The sequence below is a fragment of the Paraburkholderia silviterrae genome (genome assembly GCF_004353915.1).
GTDB lineage: Bacteria > Pseudomonadota > Gammaproteobacteria > Burkholderiales > Burkholderiaceae > Paraburkholderia > Paraburkholderia silviterrae.
Map to the genome: position 1 here is coordinate 188,874 of NZ_SMRP01000007.1, position 17,383 is coordinate 206,256.

Sequence of the window (17,383 nt, forward strand, 5' to 3'; positions counted from 1 at the left end):
CGGATTGTGTTGAACGCGGCGAACCCTGTCCCCGACTTGCAGCTTGGCCAGTTTGCGCTCGTGACCGAGGTGCTCGGCGACGTCGCGCAGGCGGTGGGCTCGTCCCGGTTCATTCAGGTGCTATACGAAAGCGTGGTGCGGTTTGTCGATTGCGACGCCGTGCATCTGGATTACGAACGGGTTGCATCGGGGCAGCGCAGTGTGGGCTGGATCGGCAGCTTCGGCCGGGAGCGCGAGCTGGTCGCGCAGACGATGCGGCTCTATTACCAGAGCTATGCGAACGACGATGCAACGTACGACGGCATCGTCGCCGACGATGAAGTCCGGGTCCTGCAGATTTCCGCCCAGAAGGTCACGACCGAGCTCAGGCATCTCTTCTACGATATCGCGGACATTCACGACGAGTGCGTCGTAGGCGGGCTCGTAAACGGCACGAAATATTCGATGTCGATGGCCCGCGGGCGGCATCTGCCGTCGTTCTCGCTGAAGGAACTCAGCCTGTTCAAGCACCTCGCCCTCGTGATGCTGCCGCTCGCCGCCGCGCACCGCCGGCTCGCAGGTGCGCTGGCGCCCGACGACGCCGCAGCGGACACGACGGACAGAAATCTGCTGGCACAGTGGCTTCCACAGCTTCACGGCAAGCTCACGCCACGCGAAGCCCACGTATGCTCGTCGTTCATCAACGGCATGACGACACAGGCCATCGCGCAGTCGATGGGCGTGAAGGCATCGACGGTCAACACCTACGCGAAGCGCGCGTTCGAAAAGCTGGGCGTCGACACCCGGCGCCAACTGGTTGCGCTCGTGCTCAAGAGCGCGCCGCTCGACGCCGGCGATCCCGGCAGGTGTTGAACCCCACACCGCACGCATGACGCCGCCCGGGCCGGGCCATCAGGTCGTCAGGCAAGCAGGCGGCGAAGCCCGGGCGCGTGTTAGCGCCGCCCGGGCCACCAGCCTGACCACGCTCGCGCGGTCTAGCGCAGGCGCAGAATCGTCGATTTCAGCTCGGTGTATTTGTCAAGCGCGTGCAAGGACTTGTCTCGACCATTGCCGGACTGGCGGTAGCCGCCGAACGGGAAGTTCAGGTCGTCGCTGCCGTCGCTGTAGCAGTTGACCCAGACCGTGCCGGCACGCAAGCGCCTTGCCGCCTCGTGAGCCGTGGTGAGGTCCGCGGTCCAGACGGCAGCCGCGAGACCGTATTCCGTATCGTTGGCAATGCTTATGGCCTCGTCGAGGCTGTCGAACGCAATGACCGACAGCACTGGGCCAAAGATTTCCTCGCGCGCGATCCGCGCGTCCGGTTTCACTTCGAAGATGGTCGGCTCCACGTAAAAGCCACCAGTCTCTTCCCTGACCCGCGCCCCGCCGGCAACGAGCCGCCCTTCGCGGCGGCCCGCGTCGATATAGCCGAGCACGCGTTCGAGCTGAATGCGGTCGACAATCGCGCCCATCGTCACCGCAGGGTCGAGCGGATGGCCGGGCACATAGCGCCGCGCTGCCGCGATCACTTTCTCGACGAATGCGTCCTTGATATCGCGGTGCACGAGCAGGCGCGAGCCCGCCGTGCAGACTTCGCCCATGTTGAAGAAGATGGCATCGGCGGCCGCCTGGGCGGCACGTTCGAGATCGGGACAATCGGGCAGGACGATATTCGGCGATTTGCCGCCCAGTTCGAGCCACACGCGCTTGAGGTTGGACTGCGCGGCGCATTCCATGATCGCCCTGCCCGTTCGCGCCGAGCCCGTGAACGCAATGCAATCGACGTCACGATGGAGCGCGAGCAGCCTGCCCGGCTCGCCGCCGCCCGGCACGACGTTGAACACGCCGCGCGGCAAGCCGGCTTCATGGGCCAGTTGCGCCACGCGGATGGCCGTGAGCGGCGACTTCTCCGAAGGCTTGAGCACGACGCTGTTGCCCGCGGCGAGTGCCGGACCGAATTTCCACGCCGCCATGAGCAGCGGGAAATTCCACGGCACCACCGCTGCCACGACGCCAACCGGTTCGCGCGTCACGAGCCCGACCAGGTGATGATCGACCGGCGCAACCTCACCGCCGGTTTTGTCGATCGCCTCGGCATACCAATCGACACAGTGAGCGGCGGCCGGGATGTCGATCGCGGTCGTGTCGCCGATCGGCTTGCCCGAGTCGAGCGTTTCGAGCAGCGCGAGCTCCTCGAGATGCTCGCGCATGAGCGTGGCCCAGCGCAGCAGGATCGCCTTGCGTTGGCGGGGGCTCATCGCCGCCCAGCTTTGCGCCTCGAAAGCACGGCGCGCGGCGGCGACGGCGGCGTCAACGTCGGCCGCGCCGCAATCGGCCACCCGTGCCAACACGCGGCCGTCGATCGGGCTCTCGCAGGCAAACGTCTTGCCGTCATGGGCGTGGCGTAGCTCGCCATCGATGAAAGCGCGCCCTTCTATGGCGAGCGTAGCGGCTTTGTCTTGCCACCAGGCGAATGTCTTGCTCATCTATTGCTCCTCGGTGATTGCGCAGCATGCCGCTCGTCGCATCAGCCTCGTCGCGGCGGCAAAACGCGTTGCGCTCGGTTAGTTCCGCGAAGCGTACCTGGCGGAACTGGGAGCCGTAAGACGATATTTTTGGGGGGGAGACACCCAAGGGTTGTCTCCCTGTGTGGGCAGGCTCACCAGCGGTAGCCGATACCGGTCAAGATGACATCGGTGTCGCGGTCAAAACGCGTCACGACGCGGTTCCATTCGAGAACTCCTGAGCTTGCACCCGCGACGTGACGGCCAGCACTAGCATGACGCCCAATGTGGCCACGATGGCCCTTGCGGGCGCCCCGGCAGCATCGCGCTTCATCGCTCAAGTGCCCGTGCGCTGCCAGTCGCCGCCCAGTGCGAGCAGCAGGTCGATGCGCTGCGCAAGCTGGTCGCCGCGCACCTCGACGAGATCCATCTCTGCCGAGAGCAACGCTTGCCGGTCCTGCAGCACGCTGCGCTCGTCCGTCGATCCAATCTTCGCCCGCGCTTCTTCTTTATTGAGCAGCGACTGGCTCTCGTCCACGCGTGCCTGCAGTTGCGCGACCCGTTCGGCGTAACGCGTTTCGGCCTGAAGACCCGCCTCGACTTCGCTCAGCGCCTGAAGCGCACTGTCGTCGTATGCGACCATCGCCTCCTTCTGCGCCTCGGTGTAGTAATCCGCCTGGGCCTTGAGCTTGCCTCCCGTGAAAATCGGCGCCAGGAACGAGGCGCTCACGCCCTTGACCGGGCTGCTGGAGTCCATGATCGTCAGCACGTTGCTGCGGATGCCCGTAATGGCCGCGTCGATCGAGACACTGGGCAGGCGCGCGGCCTGCGCCGATTGCCGCTGGTCGAACGCCGCCGCGACGCGTTGCGAGGCGGCGACCATATCGGGCCTGCGCTCGATGAGGTTCGCGGGCAAGCCCGCGGGAGGCGCCTCGGGCAACGCTGGCATGTCCGGCTCGGCCAGCATTTCTCCAGCCGGATAGCGGCCCAACAGCAACTCCAGGGCCTGCGCGGCGCGGTTCCTGGCGAGCGTGGCCTTGACGAGGGCATCCTGATTCACCCTTAGCGTGTTGCGCGCCTGCTGAGCCTCCGTTTGTGGCGCGGCCCCGATCGCTACCCGGCGATCCTCGATCCTGACGATTTCCGCCTGCACGTCGACGATTTGCTGCAGCCTGCTTTCGAGCTGCGTGCATTTGATGAGCGCAAACCAGGCCTTCGCCGTTGCAGCGGCCACCACGCGTTGGGCCCAAGCGTAATCGGCCTCGGAGGCAAGGTGCTGCGACTGCGCCGCACGAGACTGCGCGCGGATGCGCCCCCACAGGTCGAGCTCCCAGCTGACGCCCACCGAAAGTATCTGCGACTCGGCTTCGCCCGCGCGGCCCTTGGCACCCGCGGACGGAAGGAGCCCGCTGCTCGCTTCGGTCACCATGGCTTCGGCCTGCTGGACGCGGATGGCGGCAATCGCCAGGTCGCCGTTATGGGTCATGGCCTCGCGCACGAGCCGGGCCAGCTCGGCATCGTTGAAGCTGGCCAGCCAGCCGTCGGCAGGATCGCCTGGCGTGCCGCCATTGGCCCACTGCCGATGGTCGTCGGGCGCGGGGATGGCATGGCTGGCCAGCTCGGCCGCCGTGGGCGGCTTGTCGAGCGCACAGCCATGCAGGAGTCCAAACGGTATCGCAAGCAGCAAAGGCAGTGTTCTTTTACGAATCGACAACGTCACGATGATTCCTTCAATGCAGCTTGAGAACGAGATAGTTCAATCGGGAACTGACGCGCAGGAACACCATGCGAATGATCTGAATTGCCTCCATATGCTCCGTATAGATGGCGCCCGCCCCGACTGCACCGACCGGCAGCACGCGTCCTTTGGAAACTCCGCACAGCGCCAGCTTGACCGCGAAGCGGTTCGCGCTCACGGCGGCCGCGCCGGTATTGGGCAACATGCCGCTCTGCGCGAATTGGCCTTGCGACTGCGCCCAGACGATCGAGTCGACCTTCGCTTCCAGAATCGCCCCCGGACTGGTCGGCAGATAGACTTCCGCTGAATCGCCCTCGCGCACGTTGTACAGCTCGTTCTGGTCGTAGAACGCCACCAGCTCCTGGTCATCCTCGACAAAACTGAACGCCGGAGTCAGCGGCAACGGAACCAGCATCGTGCCGACGCGAACCTGCAGGTTCACGACCTGGCCATCGGCCGGCGCGCGGTAGACGGTCTGGGACAACTGCCACTTCGCGTTTTCGAGCATGCTTTCGGTTTCCGCGCGATGCGCGCGTGCAGCGGCCACGGCGGCGAACTCGCCCTGGCTTTTCGCCGAAAGCTTTGCCTTCGCCGCGTCTTCCTCTGCTCTCGCGCTCACGAGTTCGCCCTCGAGCTCGCGCTGCCGCGCAATGGCATCGTCGCGGTCGAACTTCGAACCGGCGCCCGCCGCGAACAGGGCGTCTTGTTCCATCAGCCGCTGCCGGGCCAGTGCCAATGAAGCCTGCACGGTGCTGACCTTCCCCGCTTCGCGACGTACCGAGTCCCCGAGCTGACGGGCCGACGCCTCGGCCTCGGCAACGGCTGCATCGTCGGCGCGCAGCCGTCCCTCGAGTTGCTCGACCGATAGCGCATACGGTGTGGGATCGATGCGCAGCAAGACATCGCCCTTCTTGTAGCGTCGGTTGCCGTCCACCGGAATCTCGACGATGCGCCCCTTGACCTGTGGCACCACCTGAAGCACTTTGCCGACGACCCTGACCTCGTGCGTGGAAGGCGCCACGACATTGAGCGTGAGGATGACCGTCGCGAGCGCGACAATGGGAATCGTGAACGAGATCACCATGGAGATGGTGTTCCATGGAACCCATTTGAACTTGAAGAAGACCAGCCATACGCAGAATGCGTAGACACCTAGAATCAGAATTTCCATCTATACGACGTCCTTCTCGTGAGCGAGGCCATTCGCGACGGCATGCGAGCTGCGTGCAAGAATTTGAGGCTCGTCTTGCTCCGGCGGGGCTTTGTCGGTGCCGTACGCCGCGCGGTAAAACACTGGCTTGGTGTGCGCCCACAACCACGCCAGCGGCCACAGGAGCCCGCCGAAAAACAGCGACAACAGGCACAGGGCATGGATGGCCTCCTTCTGCGGATGCTGCTTCTTTCGGGCGACCTTTTCCGGCAGAACGTGCAGCATCCAGAAGACGTAAATGCCTCCGACTGGCACGACGGCCAGCACGACCCAGGAGATCCAGTCCGCCACGTGCTCGAGCGTGCCGCGCGACACGGCGGCGAAGGACGGCGTACTGATTGCCAGAAGCGCGGCGCCGGCCGCGAGATAGCGGCTCGACTTGATCAATGCATCGGCGATGCGTGAAGAATCATTCATGGTTTCCGGTCTGAAAACGGGGGCGGTCCGTTTGCGGACGCGCCACCCGGCACTAAGGCGTCTGCAGGTTCGAGACGGGTTCATAGGTGAAGCGGTTCCGGTCGCAAATGGCATAGCGCGCAACGCAGCGATTCGACAGGGAAGCCGTGAAGACCATCACCGGCACCGCACCGTTCAAGCCGGGCGCCAACGCTGCCAGGCCTTCGCTCCCGTCACGGTCTGCCAACGTGTGGACCTTCGGGTCCCCTTGCGGCCCCGCCGTCGGGCCAGCGACGCCTTTGAACCGCGACGCGGCGCCCTGTCTACCTTGCGACCCGTCCGTATAGAGCAGGTCGTACTTGCTGTGCCCGACACTATCCGGGTTCGCCTTCAATACGGACTCCATATAGAATTCGAATCCGTAACCGGCGTTTGGCGACATGCGCGCCCATCCGTCGTCACGAATCGCTTGTGCCTGGACCTGACCGGCACACGCCATCAGGGCAGTCAACACAAGCCAGCGCGCCACCGTGCGGGGCGCGGCGAACAAGCCAGCGGACCCTCCCGGGGCTACGGCGTGGTGGTTCCCGTTCATGTGTGCAGCTCCCTTCCAATCGAGCGCACACCGCGAATGGCGATGTGCGCGTATCAAACGTTGCGTCAGGTTGGGAAACTTACGCGTGGCGGGCGCGGGTCTGCTATCACAGGAATCAGAAAGTGCGGGCAAGCGCACTTCTGTTGCGCTGCCGGCGCATTTCTAACTTCTACGATAGCTTTCGCGCACTAGCTGCCCTATCTTCGGAACACGATGGAATCCACAACGGGGAGACGGGCATGGTGAGCTGGCTGCGGCGCAACACGAAGCGTGACAATGCTACGGATACCCAATCGATTGGCCCGGATATACCTGTGCCCGCCCGTCACGCTTTACCCGGCCACTGGTGGGTTGCCTACCAGCCGATCGTCTGCGCACGGTCCGGCGCACTTACCGGCGCCGAAGCCTTCGCCCGATGGAAGCCCCAAGCCAATGCCCTGTTGCCTCAGGCAAACGGTGCGCCAATCGCCCCTCATGCGGGCCCGCCGCCCCTTGAATTCGAGGCCGCGTTCGAAGTCGGCTGTGCCGAGCTCGCTCGATGGCAGCGCCGTACCCCCCATTGCGTCGCGCTGTCGATCGACATCGCGCTCGATCAGATGCTCGGGAACGACTTCAGTCCCATGGTCGAGCGCTGCATCCATCGCCATGCGATACGGCCCCAGCGCGTGAAGTTCGAAATGCGCGAGCCAGGCGAGCGCGACATCACCCGAACGCTCATCGAGCGCATGTCCGGCCTGCGCCGCATGGGCATCGCCATCGTGCTCGACGACTTCGGCATGGAACATTCGACGCTGTCGAGCCTTATCGCACTGCCGGTCAGCGGGCTGAAATTTGGCAGCCGATTCACGAGGAATCTTCCACACGACACCACTTCCACCGGGATCATGGCGAGCGTGGTGAGTCTTGCGCGCAACCTCGGTATCAGCGTGGCTGTCGACGGCGTGCAGACCGACAGCCAGCTCGCGTGGCTGCGCCAGTTTGCCGACCTCGACGTTCAAGGCAGCCTGATTTCGGAGCCCGTCTCGGGCGAGACCTTGCTGGCCCGAATGCTCTGCTCGCCCGGCAGCGAAGCCATCACTCGCAACGAAGCGCAGCATTGGGCGCCCTCGCCCAATGCCCGCACGGAAAAGCTATCGGCGTGAACGAAGGCGCATACGTGCCATTGCGCAGAACTGCATTCGACCCTCAAAAAGCAAGGTAAACGAAAGCGCGAGAGGAGGCCCATGTCGGGTAAACTCGCTTCCTCTCGCAAAAATACGCTCGACTGCCATAGCACCCCTGGCCGCTCTCTGCGGATTGCGGGCCCGAGCCTCTATCCGCGTATGAAACCACCCGCCGTGACCCTAATCATTCGAAATATCTTCCACGACGCGCAGCCTCGAGCGCCACGCGTCGCCTGCGCATGGGAAACATGCCGATGACACATGCGCCCCTTTCCCAAGCCTTGACGGTCGCGATTGCAGACGACCATCCGATGATGCGGCTCGCGATCCAGGACGTCCTGAGTCCGCTAAGGTTTCAGGAGATCGTGATGTGCCAGTCGGGCAACGAGCTCCTCGAAGCGCTGGAGCGGCAACGCTTCGACCTCGTGGTCACCGACTTTTCGATGGAGCGCGAGCAAGGCGACGAGGATGGGCTGCGCATGATCCGGCGCATCAGGAGCCGCTTTCCCGATACGCCCATCGTCGTGTTCACGATGCTCACCAATCCCGGGCTGCTCACCTGCATCCAGGCCGAGGGGGTCGCAGGAATCGTCGGGAAAGCTGAGGACCCCGAAATCCTGAGGCGAATCTGCCTCGACGCCGTTTCGGGCCCCGGCACCCAGTCGCTTTCGGAGGCCATCGCCAACCGGATCGCGAGCGCGGGCGGGCGCCCCGGCGCCAGCGCGCGCCTGCTCTCCCCCAAGGAACTGGAGGTCGTGCGCATGTTTGCGAACGGCGAATCGCTCACGAAGATCGCCGCGAGCTTTCATCGATCGCTCGCGACCGTCGCGGCTCAGAAGCGCTCCGCCATGCAGAAGCTCAATATCGCCAACAACGCGGACCTCATCACCTACGCCCGAGACAACGGTCTCGCATGAAGCAGCCGGCCACGCCCCGAGATCAAGACGATTCGCCGTTACGCACTTTCGATTCGGTCGAGAAAAACCTGCAACGCGAGCGGCGCGTGTTCTCCATCGTGGTGGTGCTGCTGGCGCTGGTCACGCTCGCGGGCGCGTGCGCGATCGCCCTCGTGCGGCTGAGCGACTCGCTGCGAGCCCAGGAACAACTCGCGCGCCTCTACGAGCAAGGTGTCGTCGACGCGGTCCTCGAGCGGCGCAGCGCGCTGACTGCCGCCAACCTGATACTCGGGCTGCGCGCCAACGACGCCTACCACGCCGAACACGGCGCCCCGAACGACAGCCTGTGCACGAGCGTGTCCGCTACGGGCCCGCGCAACGCGGTCCTTCAGCAAAGCTGCAACGAGGCCGTCCGCACGCTGCTCGCGGCCGGCCAGAAGCCATCGATCGAGATGATCTCGGTCGCCAACGGCGCCGCATACTGGTACATCGCCCCATTTGCGGCGCCAACGCCCGGCGAGGCGCAGCGTCCGCTGATGCCTGCATCGATGATCGTGGACGCCGTGCTCAACCGCTATCGCGCCGCCCGGCTCGATCTGCTGGATGCCGCGAGAGAGAAGCGCGTGGTCTGGCTGCCAGTGCCCTCCACGCGCAAGGGCGAAAGCCCATACATGGTGGGCGCCTCGCTGGTCGCGAAGGGCAACCAGATCTACGCGATTGCCCTCACGCGCATTGCGCTGAGCGATCTGCTTCAGCCGGCCAAGCAGGACCTCTCGATTCCGGACGCCATCTTCCTCGACAGTTTCGACGTGCCGCTGGCCACGTCGGGCAAATACGTCGAGGCGCAACAGATCGAGCACCAACTGCCGGAGCGTCAGGACGGCGTCTTCCACTGGATTTCCGGTTCTGGCTGGGTACTGGGCCTTGCACCGCTCGCCGCGGATTTAGGCCGGCTCGTGTTCGTGCTCCCGCCCGGACAGCAGTTGCACAGGATGGCCGGCGAATTGCTGCTGGTTGGTGCAATCGCCGCTGCCATCCTCGGTCTGCTATTCGCCATGTACCGGCACTGGAACTACCGGTTCCTCGTGGTGACCTACGAAGAGGCCTCGCGAGCGCTCGAGAGCGAAATGCTCAATCACCTCCTCGTTCACGCGACGCCGGTCGGCCTGTGCATCGTGCGCCGTGCGACGCTGGAGATCGTCGTTTCGAATCAGATCGCGCGCGAGGTCCTCGGTCTCGCGCCGCAGGAGACGAGGCTGCCTCACAGCCTTCGCGCGGCGCTCGACGCGCGCCTTGGCGGGCAGGACGCCCACGCGGGGGAAAGCGGCCTGTTCCAGATTCCGCTTACCCTGAGCCGCGCCGGAAGCAGCCCGGTGTCGCTCGAAATCACCTACGCTCCCGCGAAGGTCAGGCACGAAGAGGTGCTGTTTTGCGCCATCGTGAACGTGACCGAGCACCACCACTCGAACCAGTTGCTGCGCCAGGCCAAGCTCGCGAGCGATGCTGCCGCGAAGGCCAAACTCGCGTTCTTCGCGTCCATGAGCCACGAGATCCGCACGCCGCTTTCCTCGCTCATCGGCAACATCGAGCTCGTGGCCATGGGGCCGCTGGCAGCCGAGCAACGCGAACGCGTGCGCGCAATGCAGGTCTCGGCCGATGGGCTCCTGCAGGTGGTCAACGACGTACTCGATTTTTCGAAGATCGATATCGGCGCGTTGAGCATCGCGCCAGAGCCGGGATCGCTCGTCGAACTGCTGGAACGTCTTGCCCTGTCGCACGCGCGCGAGGCCAGCAAGCGAGGGCTGACCTTGCACGCGGTGCTCGACCGGCGCCTGCCTGCCGAGCTTGACTTCGACCCGGTCCGCGTGTCGCAGATCGTCAATAACCTGCTGAACAACGCCCTGAAATTCACCCATTCCGGCAAGGTGGTGCTGCGCGCGCGTTGGGGTGGCGAGGGTCTGGAACTCGACGTGTCCGACACGGGCATCGGGATACCCGAGGACCAACGGCATCGCCTGTTCCAGCCGTTTTCGCAGGCCTCCACGAACCGCCTGGCCCATGCGCGCGGGACCGGCCTCGGGCTGTCGATCTGCGCGAAGCTGTGCGAGCTCATGGGAGGCCGCATCGCGCTCGACAGCATCGTTGGCATGGGCACTCGCGTCACCGTCCATTTGCCGCTCGAGGCCGGTGGACCCGGTAAAGAGACGCCGGCGCTCAGTGCCTTGCCGCCGAACCGGACCGCCGTGCTATGCCGCGCGTCCGAGCACCATGAAACGTTGATCAATCAGTTCGACTGGAGTGCATCCGCGCCCATCGCGATATCGGACCTGAGCGAGACAGTCGAAAGCGATGCGTTCGACTGTCTGGTGGTCACCGAAGAATTCGATCCCGCGGAGGTGCTCGCGTGGTGGCCCACGCCTGCCTCGATCATCTGGCTGCAGCAACAGGGCCCGCTGCTCGCCGCCACGCGTGCGGACGGCAGCCAGGAGGTCTCGATCTATAGCCGCGCGGGCATTCACTGCGCGTTGCTGGCGGCGATCTCCGGAGCGCCCCGGCTCGCGGGCGACGCCGGACAATCCACGCACAGCCTTGCAGACGCAGTGCCGGCAAGGCCGTTGAAGGGTCTGCGCGTCCTGATCGCCGAAGACAACCGCTTGAACCGCAACCTGCTTCGCGATCAGCTATCCATCCTGGGCGCGAAGGTCGTCGAGGCCGGCAACGGCAACGAGGCGCTCTCGATGCTGACCCAGGCACGTGTCGATGTGGTTCTGACCGATATCGACATGCCCGATATGAACGGCTTCGATCTGCTGCGCGAGATGCGCAGCCGTGGCTTGCCGATGCCGGTCTACGCCGTGAGCGCAAGCACGCGGCCCGAGGACGTTGCCAAGGGGCGGGCAATGGGCTTCGCGGGCTATTTCACGAAGCCGGTCCCGCTCGCCGTGCTCGCTTCGGCGCTGGGCGCAGGCGCTTCCACAAGCGCGGAGACCGCGTATCGGGACGAGGACTTTCCTGTGCCGGATCTGGATTCCGGGTCCGGCGCACATGAAAACCCGGAGATTCCGCACGTGCCCGCTGAATACGCCCGCGCGTTTCTCGATCAGACCGAAGCCGATATTCAGGCGTATGGCAGCGCAATGGCCCAGCGCGATCTCGCTCGCCTCGAACGATTGCTGCACCGTACCGCAGGCACGCTCGCCGTGCTCGAACCCTCCCAACTGCTCGCATTGTGCGAGGACTTGCGCCACTCGCTCACGGAACTCGAGGGCTGGGATAGCGAAATTGGACTGCAGTGCGAATTCATTCTGCAAAAGCTGGCACAGATGTGCCAGCTTGCAAGGGCCGATGCGCAGCGCACCGATTTGCCGCGCCCCTCTATCCCTTGAGGCGCAAGTCTGGCTCATCGCAAGCCTTGATTTGCGAAGCGAATAGCGAGGCGTGGTCCGCCATTTCCAAGTTCTATGATTGCCGGCGATATCCGCAAGCCGCAAACTGGTCCTGACAGCTGCAGCGATCAACTAGCAGATCTGTCCGTTTCTGCATGTGAAACCTCCTTTCGCGCCCGCTTCGTGCGGGCGCCTTTTTCAGGACCATCGCAGGGAGTCCGTTGCACCCGCGCACGATACGCATTCGCTTCGTAGCCGATGCGGCCGCGCCGACTTCCGGAGACGATTAATTAGAAAGGATAACGAATGATCAAACGCCGACGTCTTATGCAAGTCATGCAGGCCGCGTTCGCGCTGGCTACAGTGACTGCGGCCTGTGTGACGCACAATGCCCATGCACAGGTCATCTACTCGAAACCCGTGGTGTATCCCGCACGCGGCCAAACGCCGTATCAGCAATCCACCGACGACGGCGCCTGCTATAGCTGGGCCAGGCAACAGACGGGCTTCGATCCGGCATGGGCGGCAACGGCGCCCGCCCCGGCATGGGCACCGGGCGGCCAGCGCGTGGTGGGCGCGGCCCGAGGTGCTGCAACCGGCGCCGTAGCGGGAGCCATCGCCGGAGACGCAGGCAAAGGCGCCGCGGCGGGAGCCGCGATTGGGACCATGGTCGGCGGTATCGAGCATCGTCAGGCGCGGCGCGCGGCCGGCGCCTATAACGCGCAAGCGCAGATGAATAGCGAGGCGGGGGCATCGTCGTATTCGCGCGCATGGAGCGCCTGCATGGCTGGGCGCGGATATACGGTCAACTAAGCGTCATGCGCGTCCGCCACGCATCAGAAGCGCTGAATGATCCCCACGCGAGCGGCGAACTGATGACTCATGCTCGAAGGCATGACTATCCATGACAGTCGACGGCAACACGGTCGCTGCCCGACGCGGCGCGCGATAGCACGCGCTCATCGGGCAACCCGAGTCCAATCCGGATCTTGAGCGTCAGCTCAGCCCGCGCTACGCGCAGCTACGGTGAGCGGATCGATCGGCGTGAAGACGCCCGCGCGCGCCTCGATCGCTTCGCCCGCCGCGAGGCACAGCGCCTCGCCAAAGCGGCCAGCCACGAGTTGCACGCCCGAGGGCATTCCGTTGCTCACGGGTGCCGGCACGCCAAGCGGCACGCTCAGGCCCGGCAAGCCGAGCACCGCCGTCGCGAGCAGCGGGCCCTGCGCCTGCAGGATGCGGCGCATCGCGTCGTCGCCGTGCTGGTCGGCATCGACAGCGAACGGGTTCTGGCACGACACCGGCATCAGCAGCAGCGGATAGCGCGCGAAGAAGGCCTGCCATTCGCGCAACAGGCCCGTGCGTTGCGACAGGCCATCCATGTAGCCGACCAGGTCGAGCGTCGGCGCAATGCGGCGCTGGCTGCCGAACGCCGTGCGGATGGCGCGGTCGCCGTATTCTTCGATGGTCTTGTCGAGTCCGGTGAGCGCCTCGTTGGTCACGAGCTTCAACCAGAGCTCACAGGCTTCGTCAAAACGCGGCGGTACCGCCTCCTCCACGACGCAGCCGGCCTCCTCGAGCCAGCGCGCGGCCTGCTGGACGGCGTCGATCACCGCCGGGTCGGTAGGAATGCCCGGCAGTTGCGCGCACACCGCCACACGCGTGGGGAACGGCGCCAAGGCGCCCTTCGGCGCATTCGATACATCCCGTTGCGTCGGCGCCACCGGCATCCACCAGGCGTCGCGCGAATCGCCGCCCTCCATCGCCGCGAGCGCCAGCCGCAGGTCGCCCACCGTGCGCGCGAGCGGCCCTTGCACCGAGGCGAGCTGCACCGCAAGCGTGCGGTCGCGGCTTTGCGTCGGGTTCCAGGCCGGCACGCGCCCCGTCGTCGGACGCAGCCCGGCCACGCCGCATGCATATGCAGGATAACGAATCGATCCACCGAGGTCGTTGCCGTGCGCAATTGCGCCGATCCCGGCCGCCACCGCTGCCGACGCGCCGCCACTGGAGCCGCCCGGCGTCAGGCCCGCATCCCAGGGATTCAGCGTTCTGCCGTAAAGATCGTTGTCGGTGAACCACCGGTACGAAAACGCGGGTGCGTTGGTGCGGCCGATGATGACCGCCCCCGCCTTGCGCAGATTCGCCACGACCGGGCTGTCCTCGCGCGCGATCAGGTCCTTGTAGGCCACCACGCCATTGGACGTCGCGTACCCCGCCATATCGACGTTCACCTTGACCGTCACCGGCACACCATGCAGCGGGCCAGGCGCTTCGCGCCGGGCAACGGCGGCATCGGCCGCTGCGGCGGCTTCGAGCGCGCTATCCGCGAGCACATCCACGACCGCGTTCAGATGCGGATTGACTTCTTCGAGCCGCGCGAGACTGCTCTCTACGAGCTCCTTCGACGACACATCGCGCCGAGCGACGAGCGCGGCCATTTCCGTTGCGCTCAGGCGCCACCATGCTTGACTCACTTGTGCTCCTCCTGGATTCCCGGTTTGCTCTCGCTTTCGATGCCTGTTGGACTGGCAGGGCGTCGTCAGGCACTGTGAAGAGGCTAACCGGCACAGCCCGCTCGCAAAAGACGATATATTCTTCACGGTGACCACCACAGGTTGTCGCGCAGCGCCTGGGCGCTGCGGCGAAGCTGAGGCAATGTGGGCAGGTCCTGCGAGCCTGCGCCGGCCTTCTTGGGCCGCATCCCTCGCTAGAATGTAGCGGCCATGCCACTCGCGCGACGCGCGCGCGTTGCTGGACGGCGTGGCAAGCGCGGAATCCACGACGGCCTGCCGAGGCAGCATCGGCCTCAAAACACGATAAATTCACGACGGAGACAACGCGGCGTCGTCATAGGCCTGAGGGTCGCGACGCGGCGGACGAGACATGAAGGACCATCATCTGAAGGCCTGGCTTGCCCTGGTCGAAACCGGCAGCATTCGCGGTGCATCGCGCCATCTGCATCTGAGCCAGGCCGCGGTCACGAAAGCCGTGCGCGAACTGGAGCAGGATCTCGACGCGCCGCTCATCGTGCGCAGCTCGCGCGGCGTACAGCTGACCGAATGCGGCCATCAACTCACCTCGCGCGCGCGCCTCGCCCAGGCTCAACTCGCGCTGGCGCGTCAGGACATTGCGCAGATCCTCGGCGGCAAACGCGGACGTGTCGCCGCAGCGGTGACGCCAATGGTGTTCCTCGGCGTGCTGCCCGCGGTCATCGAGCGCTACAACAAAATCATGCCGTTGGCAGAGCTGACTTTTGAGGAAGGCCTGATGCCTCATGTGCTGCATGCGCTGCGCGAGGGCTCGATCGACTTCGCGCTCGCCGCGCCGGCTGCGGAGGAAATCGGCGGCGAGTTCGACTTCGAGCCGCTCCAGACGCTCGAAACGATCGTGGTCTGCCGACGCGGGCATCCCATGGCAAGCGCCACCGAATGGAGTCAACTGGCCGAGTGCACCTGGGCCATGACCCTCTCGCCCGGCAGTCACCATAGCAACCTGCTCGACTACCTGGGCCGCGCGCAGCTGCCGCTGCCCACGCGCATGATCCGCGTGAACACATTCGGCGTGGGCTGGAATCTGATGGCCCGCAGCGACGCGCTGCTCGCGGTTCCCGTGGGCATGCTCGACGTGGAGCCCTATGCGCAGCAAGCGATGCGCGTGCCGTTGCGCCTCGAACTCCCGCCGCTGCGGCTTGGCATCATGAAGCTGCGCGACGCGCCGCTCTCGCTCGCCGCCGAAAAGCTCGCCGACCTGTTCCGGCAGGAAATCGCTTCCAGCCAACGCCGGCGCGCCGCGTGAGGCCGCCTGCGCCCCGGGCGGCGAAGCGGCCCGAGCGGAGAAACGGCCCGCGCCGCCTTGCCTCGCACAGTCAAGACGCCGGGTCCACGACTGCACGAACAGCGGCGTCCCGGGCCTCGTCCAGACGCGAAGTGGCAAGAGCAAGCAGACGCTGGCCGTCCCGCTTCATGGCGGCTTGCTGCATCGCACGCCAGACTTTCAGGGATGTGCGGATCGTTTGCGGCGCAGCCACCATTCCCAGCCGGACATAGCGCAACGTTCGCAATGAAATCGAGTGCAGGATATCGACCAGAAGCCGGTTATGACACAGACCGATCGTGGCGAAATTCAGGAGGAAGCTCTCCACGGCATAGGCGTCTATCGACTCCTCCGCAGCCTGCTCCAACCTCGGAATATGCGCCGTCAATAACGCTTCGAACTCCGGCAAATTTTCGCGTGTCGCCTGCTCCAGCATCGTGACATAAAGCACACTGCGCACCCGGAAAATGTCCTTGAGCTCGTTCTCGTCGGGTGCCGTCACAATCGCTCCGCGTCGTGCCTGAAATTCCACCAACCGGTCCCGCTCCAGAATGCGCAAGGCTTCGCGGACAGGAGCGCGGCTGACGTGCAGCACTGCGCTGATGTCCGCCTCCAGCAAGCGCTGCCCCGATTTCACGAGGTCCAGCGTAATGACCCCGGCGAGGCGAGCAGCGATCTGCTCGGCGATGGGCACCGAGGCATAGGCCCAGTCCTGCCCGCGCAGCACCGCCCGCTCCACTGCCAGCATCAACGAATTCTTCGGCGTGAGGAGTGCGGAAAGATCGGGAAGATTTTGCGTCTTGTTGCGAGCCATAACGTTTATCAAAAGCGATTTTGAACCGGCACCCCGTCAATACGGCCTGTCACCTTCAATCCCGGCTCTTTCCATCTTGCGCGGCGCCGGCCAATAGTCCATGACCGCATAGTGCTGGGTCGACCGGTTATCCCAGACTGCCACGCTATTGGGCTTCCAGCGAAAGCGGACCTGATACTCGGGAATCGATGCCTGGCTCTGCAGATAATTGAGCAGAAGACTGGCGCCGGGCGTCTTGTCGAGGCCATACCGCACGTTCTCGACGGTGTGGTAATTGACGAAATGGGTCGTAAAGCTACCGACGTACAAGACCTTTTCGCCAGTCTCAGGATGGGTCCGCACGACCGGGTGCTCCACCTCCGGATTTTGCGCGGCCAGTTGCCTGCGCTCTTCGAGCCCCATTGCGGCTCCAAACGAGTGCTCGATGCTGCTTTTCGCCCTCAAGCCCTCGATACGCTTCTTGATGTCGTCCGGCAGTTGCCTGTAAGCCTCGACCATGTTGACCCAGATGGTATCGCCGCCGACCTCCGGGCATTCGATGCAGCGCAGTACCGCCCCCATGGACGGAGCAGCTCGCCACAATCCATCGGTATGGTAGTTGTTTTCATAAGGGTTCTTTTCCTCCGACCGATAGATCTGCACGAGACCTGGGTGGTCCGGGTCGCTGCCCGCAACAGGATGATCTTCCAGTTTCCCGAATCTGCGCGCGAAATCAACATGCTCCTCGCGAGAGATCACCTGATCCCGGAAGAAGAGAACCCGGTGTTTGAGCAGCAGTGCCTTTATTTCTTCAAACAGCGATGCATCCCTTGCAGCGTCTCCCAGGTTCACACCGGACACTTCTGCGCCAATGCAAGCGGTCAGTTTTTCGATTTTGATCATGAGCGGTTAC

The 17,383-nt window shown here is 64.7% G+C and carries 14 protein-coding genes; 6 read left to right on the top strand and 8 right to left on the bottom strand.

Going from position 1 to position 17,383, the window contains the following annotated elements; genetic code table 11:
* The first annotated feature begins 9 nt into the window (after positions 1-9).
* A complete protein-coding gene (locus EYW47_RS16780) occupies positions 10-852 on the top strand; it encodes a helix-turn-helix transcriptional regulator (protein ID WP_133195957.1) in 843 nt (280 codons plus the stop codon).
* 122 nt (positions 853-974) lie between these two features.
* Here the strand turns inward: EYW47_RS16780 and EYW47_RS16785 are convergent, their stop codons facing one another.
* The 5 genes from EYW47_RS16785 to EYW47_RS16810 form a co-directional block, all read right to left on the bottom strand.
* Positions 975-2,465, bottom strand: a complete 1,491-nt coding sequence (locus EYW47_RS16785) for an aldehyde dehydrogenase (RefSeq protein WP_133195958.1) — start codon at positions 2,463-2,465, stop codon at positions 975-977.
* Positions 2,466-2,820: 355 nt separating this feature from the next.
* Complete coding sequence (locus tag EYW47_RS16795) at positions 2,821-4,203, bottom strand: TolC family protein (RefSeq protein WP_133195960.1); 1,383 nt, start codon at positions 4,201-4,203, stop codon at positions 2,821-2,823.
* A 10-nt stretch (positions 4,204-4,213) separates the two neighbouring features.
* Entirely contained in the window at positions 4,214-5,392 is a 1,179-nt protein-coding gene (locus EYW47_RS16800) for an HlyD family secretion protein (RefSeq protein WP_133195961.1), read from the bottom strand.
* Entirely contained in the window at positions 5,393-5,818 is a 426-nt protein-coding gene (locus EYW47_RS16805) for a DUF3302 domain-containing protein (protein ID WP_240763750.1), read from the bottom strand.
* Positions 5,819-5,900: 82 nt separating this feature from the next.
* Positions 5,901-6,422, bottom strand: a complete 522-nt coding sequence (locus tag EYW47_RS16810) for a hypothetical protein (protein ID WP_133195962.1) — start codon at positions 6,420-6,422, stop codon at positions 5,901-5,903.
* Between the two features lie 122 nt (positions 6,423-6,544).
* Here EYW47_RS16810 and EYW47_RS16815 point away from each other — a divergent pair, with 122 nt between their 5' ends.
* The 4 genes from EYW47_RS16815 (at position 6,545) to EYW47_RS16830 (ending at position 12,680) form a co-directional block, all read left to right on the top strand.
* Complete coding sequence (locus tag EYW47_RS16815) at positions 6,545-7,564, top strand: EAL domain-containing protein (protein ID WP_165976599.1); 1,020 nt, start codon at positions 6,545-6,547, stop codon at positions 7,562-7,564.
* A gap of 275 nt (positions 7,565-7,839) precedes the next feature.
* Positions 7,840-8,502 carry a response regulator gene (locus tag EYW47_RS16820; protein WP_133195964.1) on the top strand — a complete coding sequence of 221 codons (663 nt, stop codon included), beginning with the start codon at positions 7,840-7,842 and terminating at the stop codon, positions 8,500-8,502.
* Positions 8,499-11,867, top strand: a complete 3,369-nt coding sequence (locus tag EYW47_RS16825; RefSeq protein WP_240763751.1) for a hybrid sensor histidine kinase/response regulator — start codon at positions 8,499-8,501, stop codon at positions 11,865-11,867. The genes EYW47_RS16820 and EYW47_RS16825 overlap by 4 nt, the downstream gene beginning before the upstream one ends.
* Before the next feature lie 306 nt (positions 11,868-12,173).
* Complete coding sequence (locus tag EYW47_RS16830; protein WP_377785074.1) at positions 12,174-12,680, top strand: glycine zipper family protein; 507 nt, start codon at positions 12,174-12,176, stop codon at positions 12,678-12,680.
* Between the two features lie 188 nt (positions 12,681-12,868).
* On the opposite strand, the gene EYW47_RS16835 is transcribed toward EYW47_RS16830, so the two are convergent.
* Positions 12,869-14,338 carry an amidase family protein gene (locus tag EYW47_RS16835; RefSeq protein ID WP_133195965.1) on the bottom strand — a complete coding sequence of 490 codons (1,470 nt, stop codon included), beginning with the start codon at positions 14,336-14,338 and terminating at the stop codon, positions 12,869-12,871.
* 409 nt (positions 14,339-14,747) lie between these two features.
* On the opposite strand from EYW47_RS16835, the gene EYW47_RS16840 reads away from it, so the two are divergent.
* The gene (locus EYW47_RS16840) at positions 14,748-15,659 is read left to right on the top strand and encodes a LysR substrate-binding domain-containing protein (RefSeq protein WP_133195966.1); all 912 of its coding nucleotides are present in this window, start codon (positions 14,748-14,750) and stop codon (positions 15,657-15,659) included.
* Between the two features lie 70 nt (positions 15,660-15,729).
* Here the strand turns inward: EYW47_RS16840 and EYW47_RS16845 are convergent, their stop codons facing one another.
* Positions 15,730-16,491, bottom strand: a complete 762-nt coding sequence (locus EYW47_RS16845) for a GntR family transcriptional regulator (RefSeq protein WP_133195967.1) — start codon at positions 16,489-16,491, stop codon at positions 15,730-15,732.
* Positions 16,492-16,527: 36 nt separating this feature from the next.
* Positions 16,528-17,370 carry a TauD/TfdA dioxygenase family protein gene (locus tag EYW47_RS16850; protein WP_133196074.1) on the bottom strand — a complete coding sequence of 281 codons (843 nt, stop codon included), beginning with the start codon at positions 17,368-17,370 and terminating at the stop codon, positions 16,528-16,530.
* Between the last annotated feature and the right edge of the window lie 13 nt (positions 17,371-17,383).

What these genes read in the sequence shown, in the direction of transcription:
- EYW47_RS16785 (WP_133195958.1), bottom strand. Translation starts at nt 2,465, where the DNA reads ATGAGCAAGACATTCGCCTGGTGGCAAGACAAAGCCGCTACGCTCGCC.
- EYW47_RS16800 (WP_133195961.1), bottom strand. Translation starts at nt 5,392, where the DNA reads ATGGAAATTCTGATTCTAGGTGTCTACGCATTCTGCGTATGGCTGGTC.
- EYW47_RS16810 (WP_133195962.1), bottom strand. Translation starts at nt 6,422, where the DNA reads ATGAACGGGAACCACCACGCCGTAGCCCCGGGAGGGTCCGCTGGCTTG.
- EYW47_RS16820 (WP_133195964.1), top strand. Translation starts at nt 7,840, where the DNA reads ATGACACATGCGCCCCTTTCCCAAGCCTTGACGGTCGCGATTGCAGAC.
- EYW47_RS16825 (WP_240763751.1), top strand. Translation starts at nt 8,499, where the DNA reads ATGAAGCAGCCGGCCACGCCCCGAGATCAAGACGATTCGCCGTTACGC.
- EYW47_RS16830 (WP_377785074.1), top strand. Translation starts at nt 12,174, where the DNA reads ATGATCAAACGCCGACGTCTTATGCAAGTCATGCAGGCCGCGTTCGCG.
- EYW47_RS16840 (WP_133195966.1), top strand. Translation starts at nt 14,748, where the DNA reads ATGAAGGACCATCATCTGAAGGCCTGGCTTGCCCTGGTCGAAACCGGC.
- EYW47_RS16845 (WP_133195967.1), bottom strand. Translation starts at nt 16,491, where the DNA reads ATGGCTCGCAACAAGACGCAAAATCTTCCCGATCTTTCCGCACTCCTC.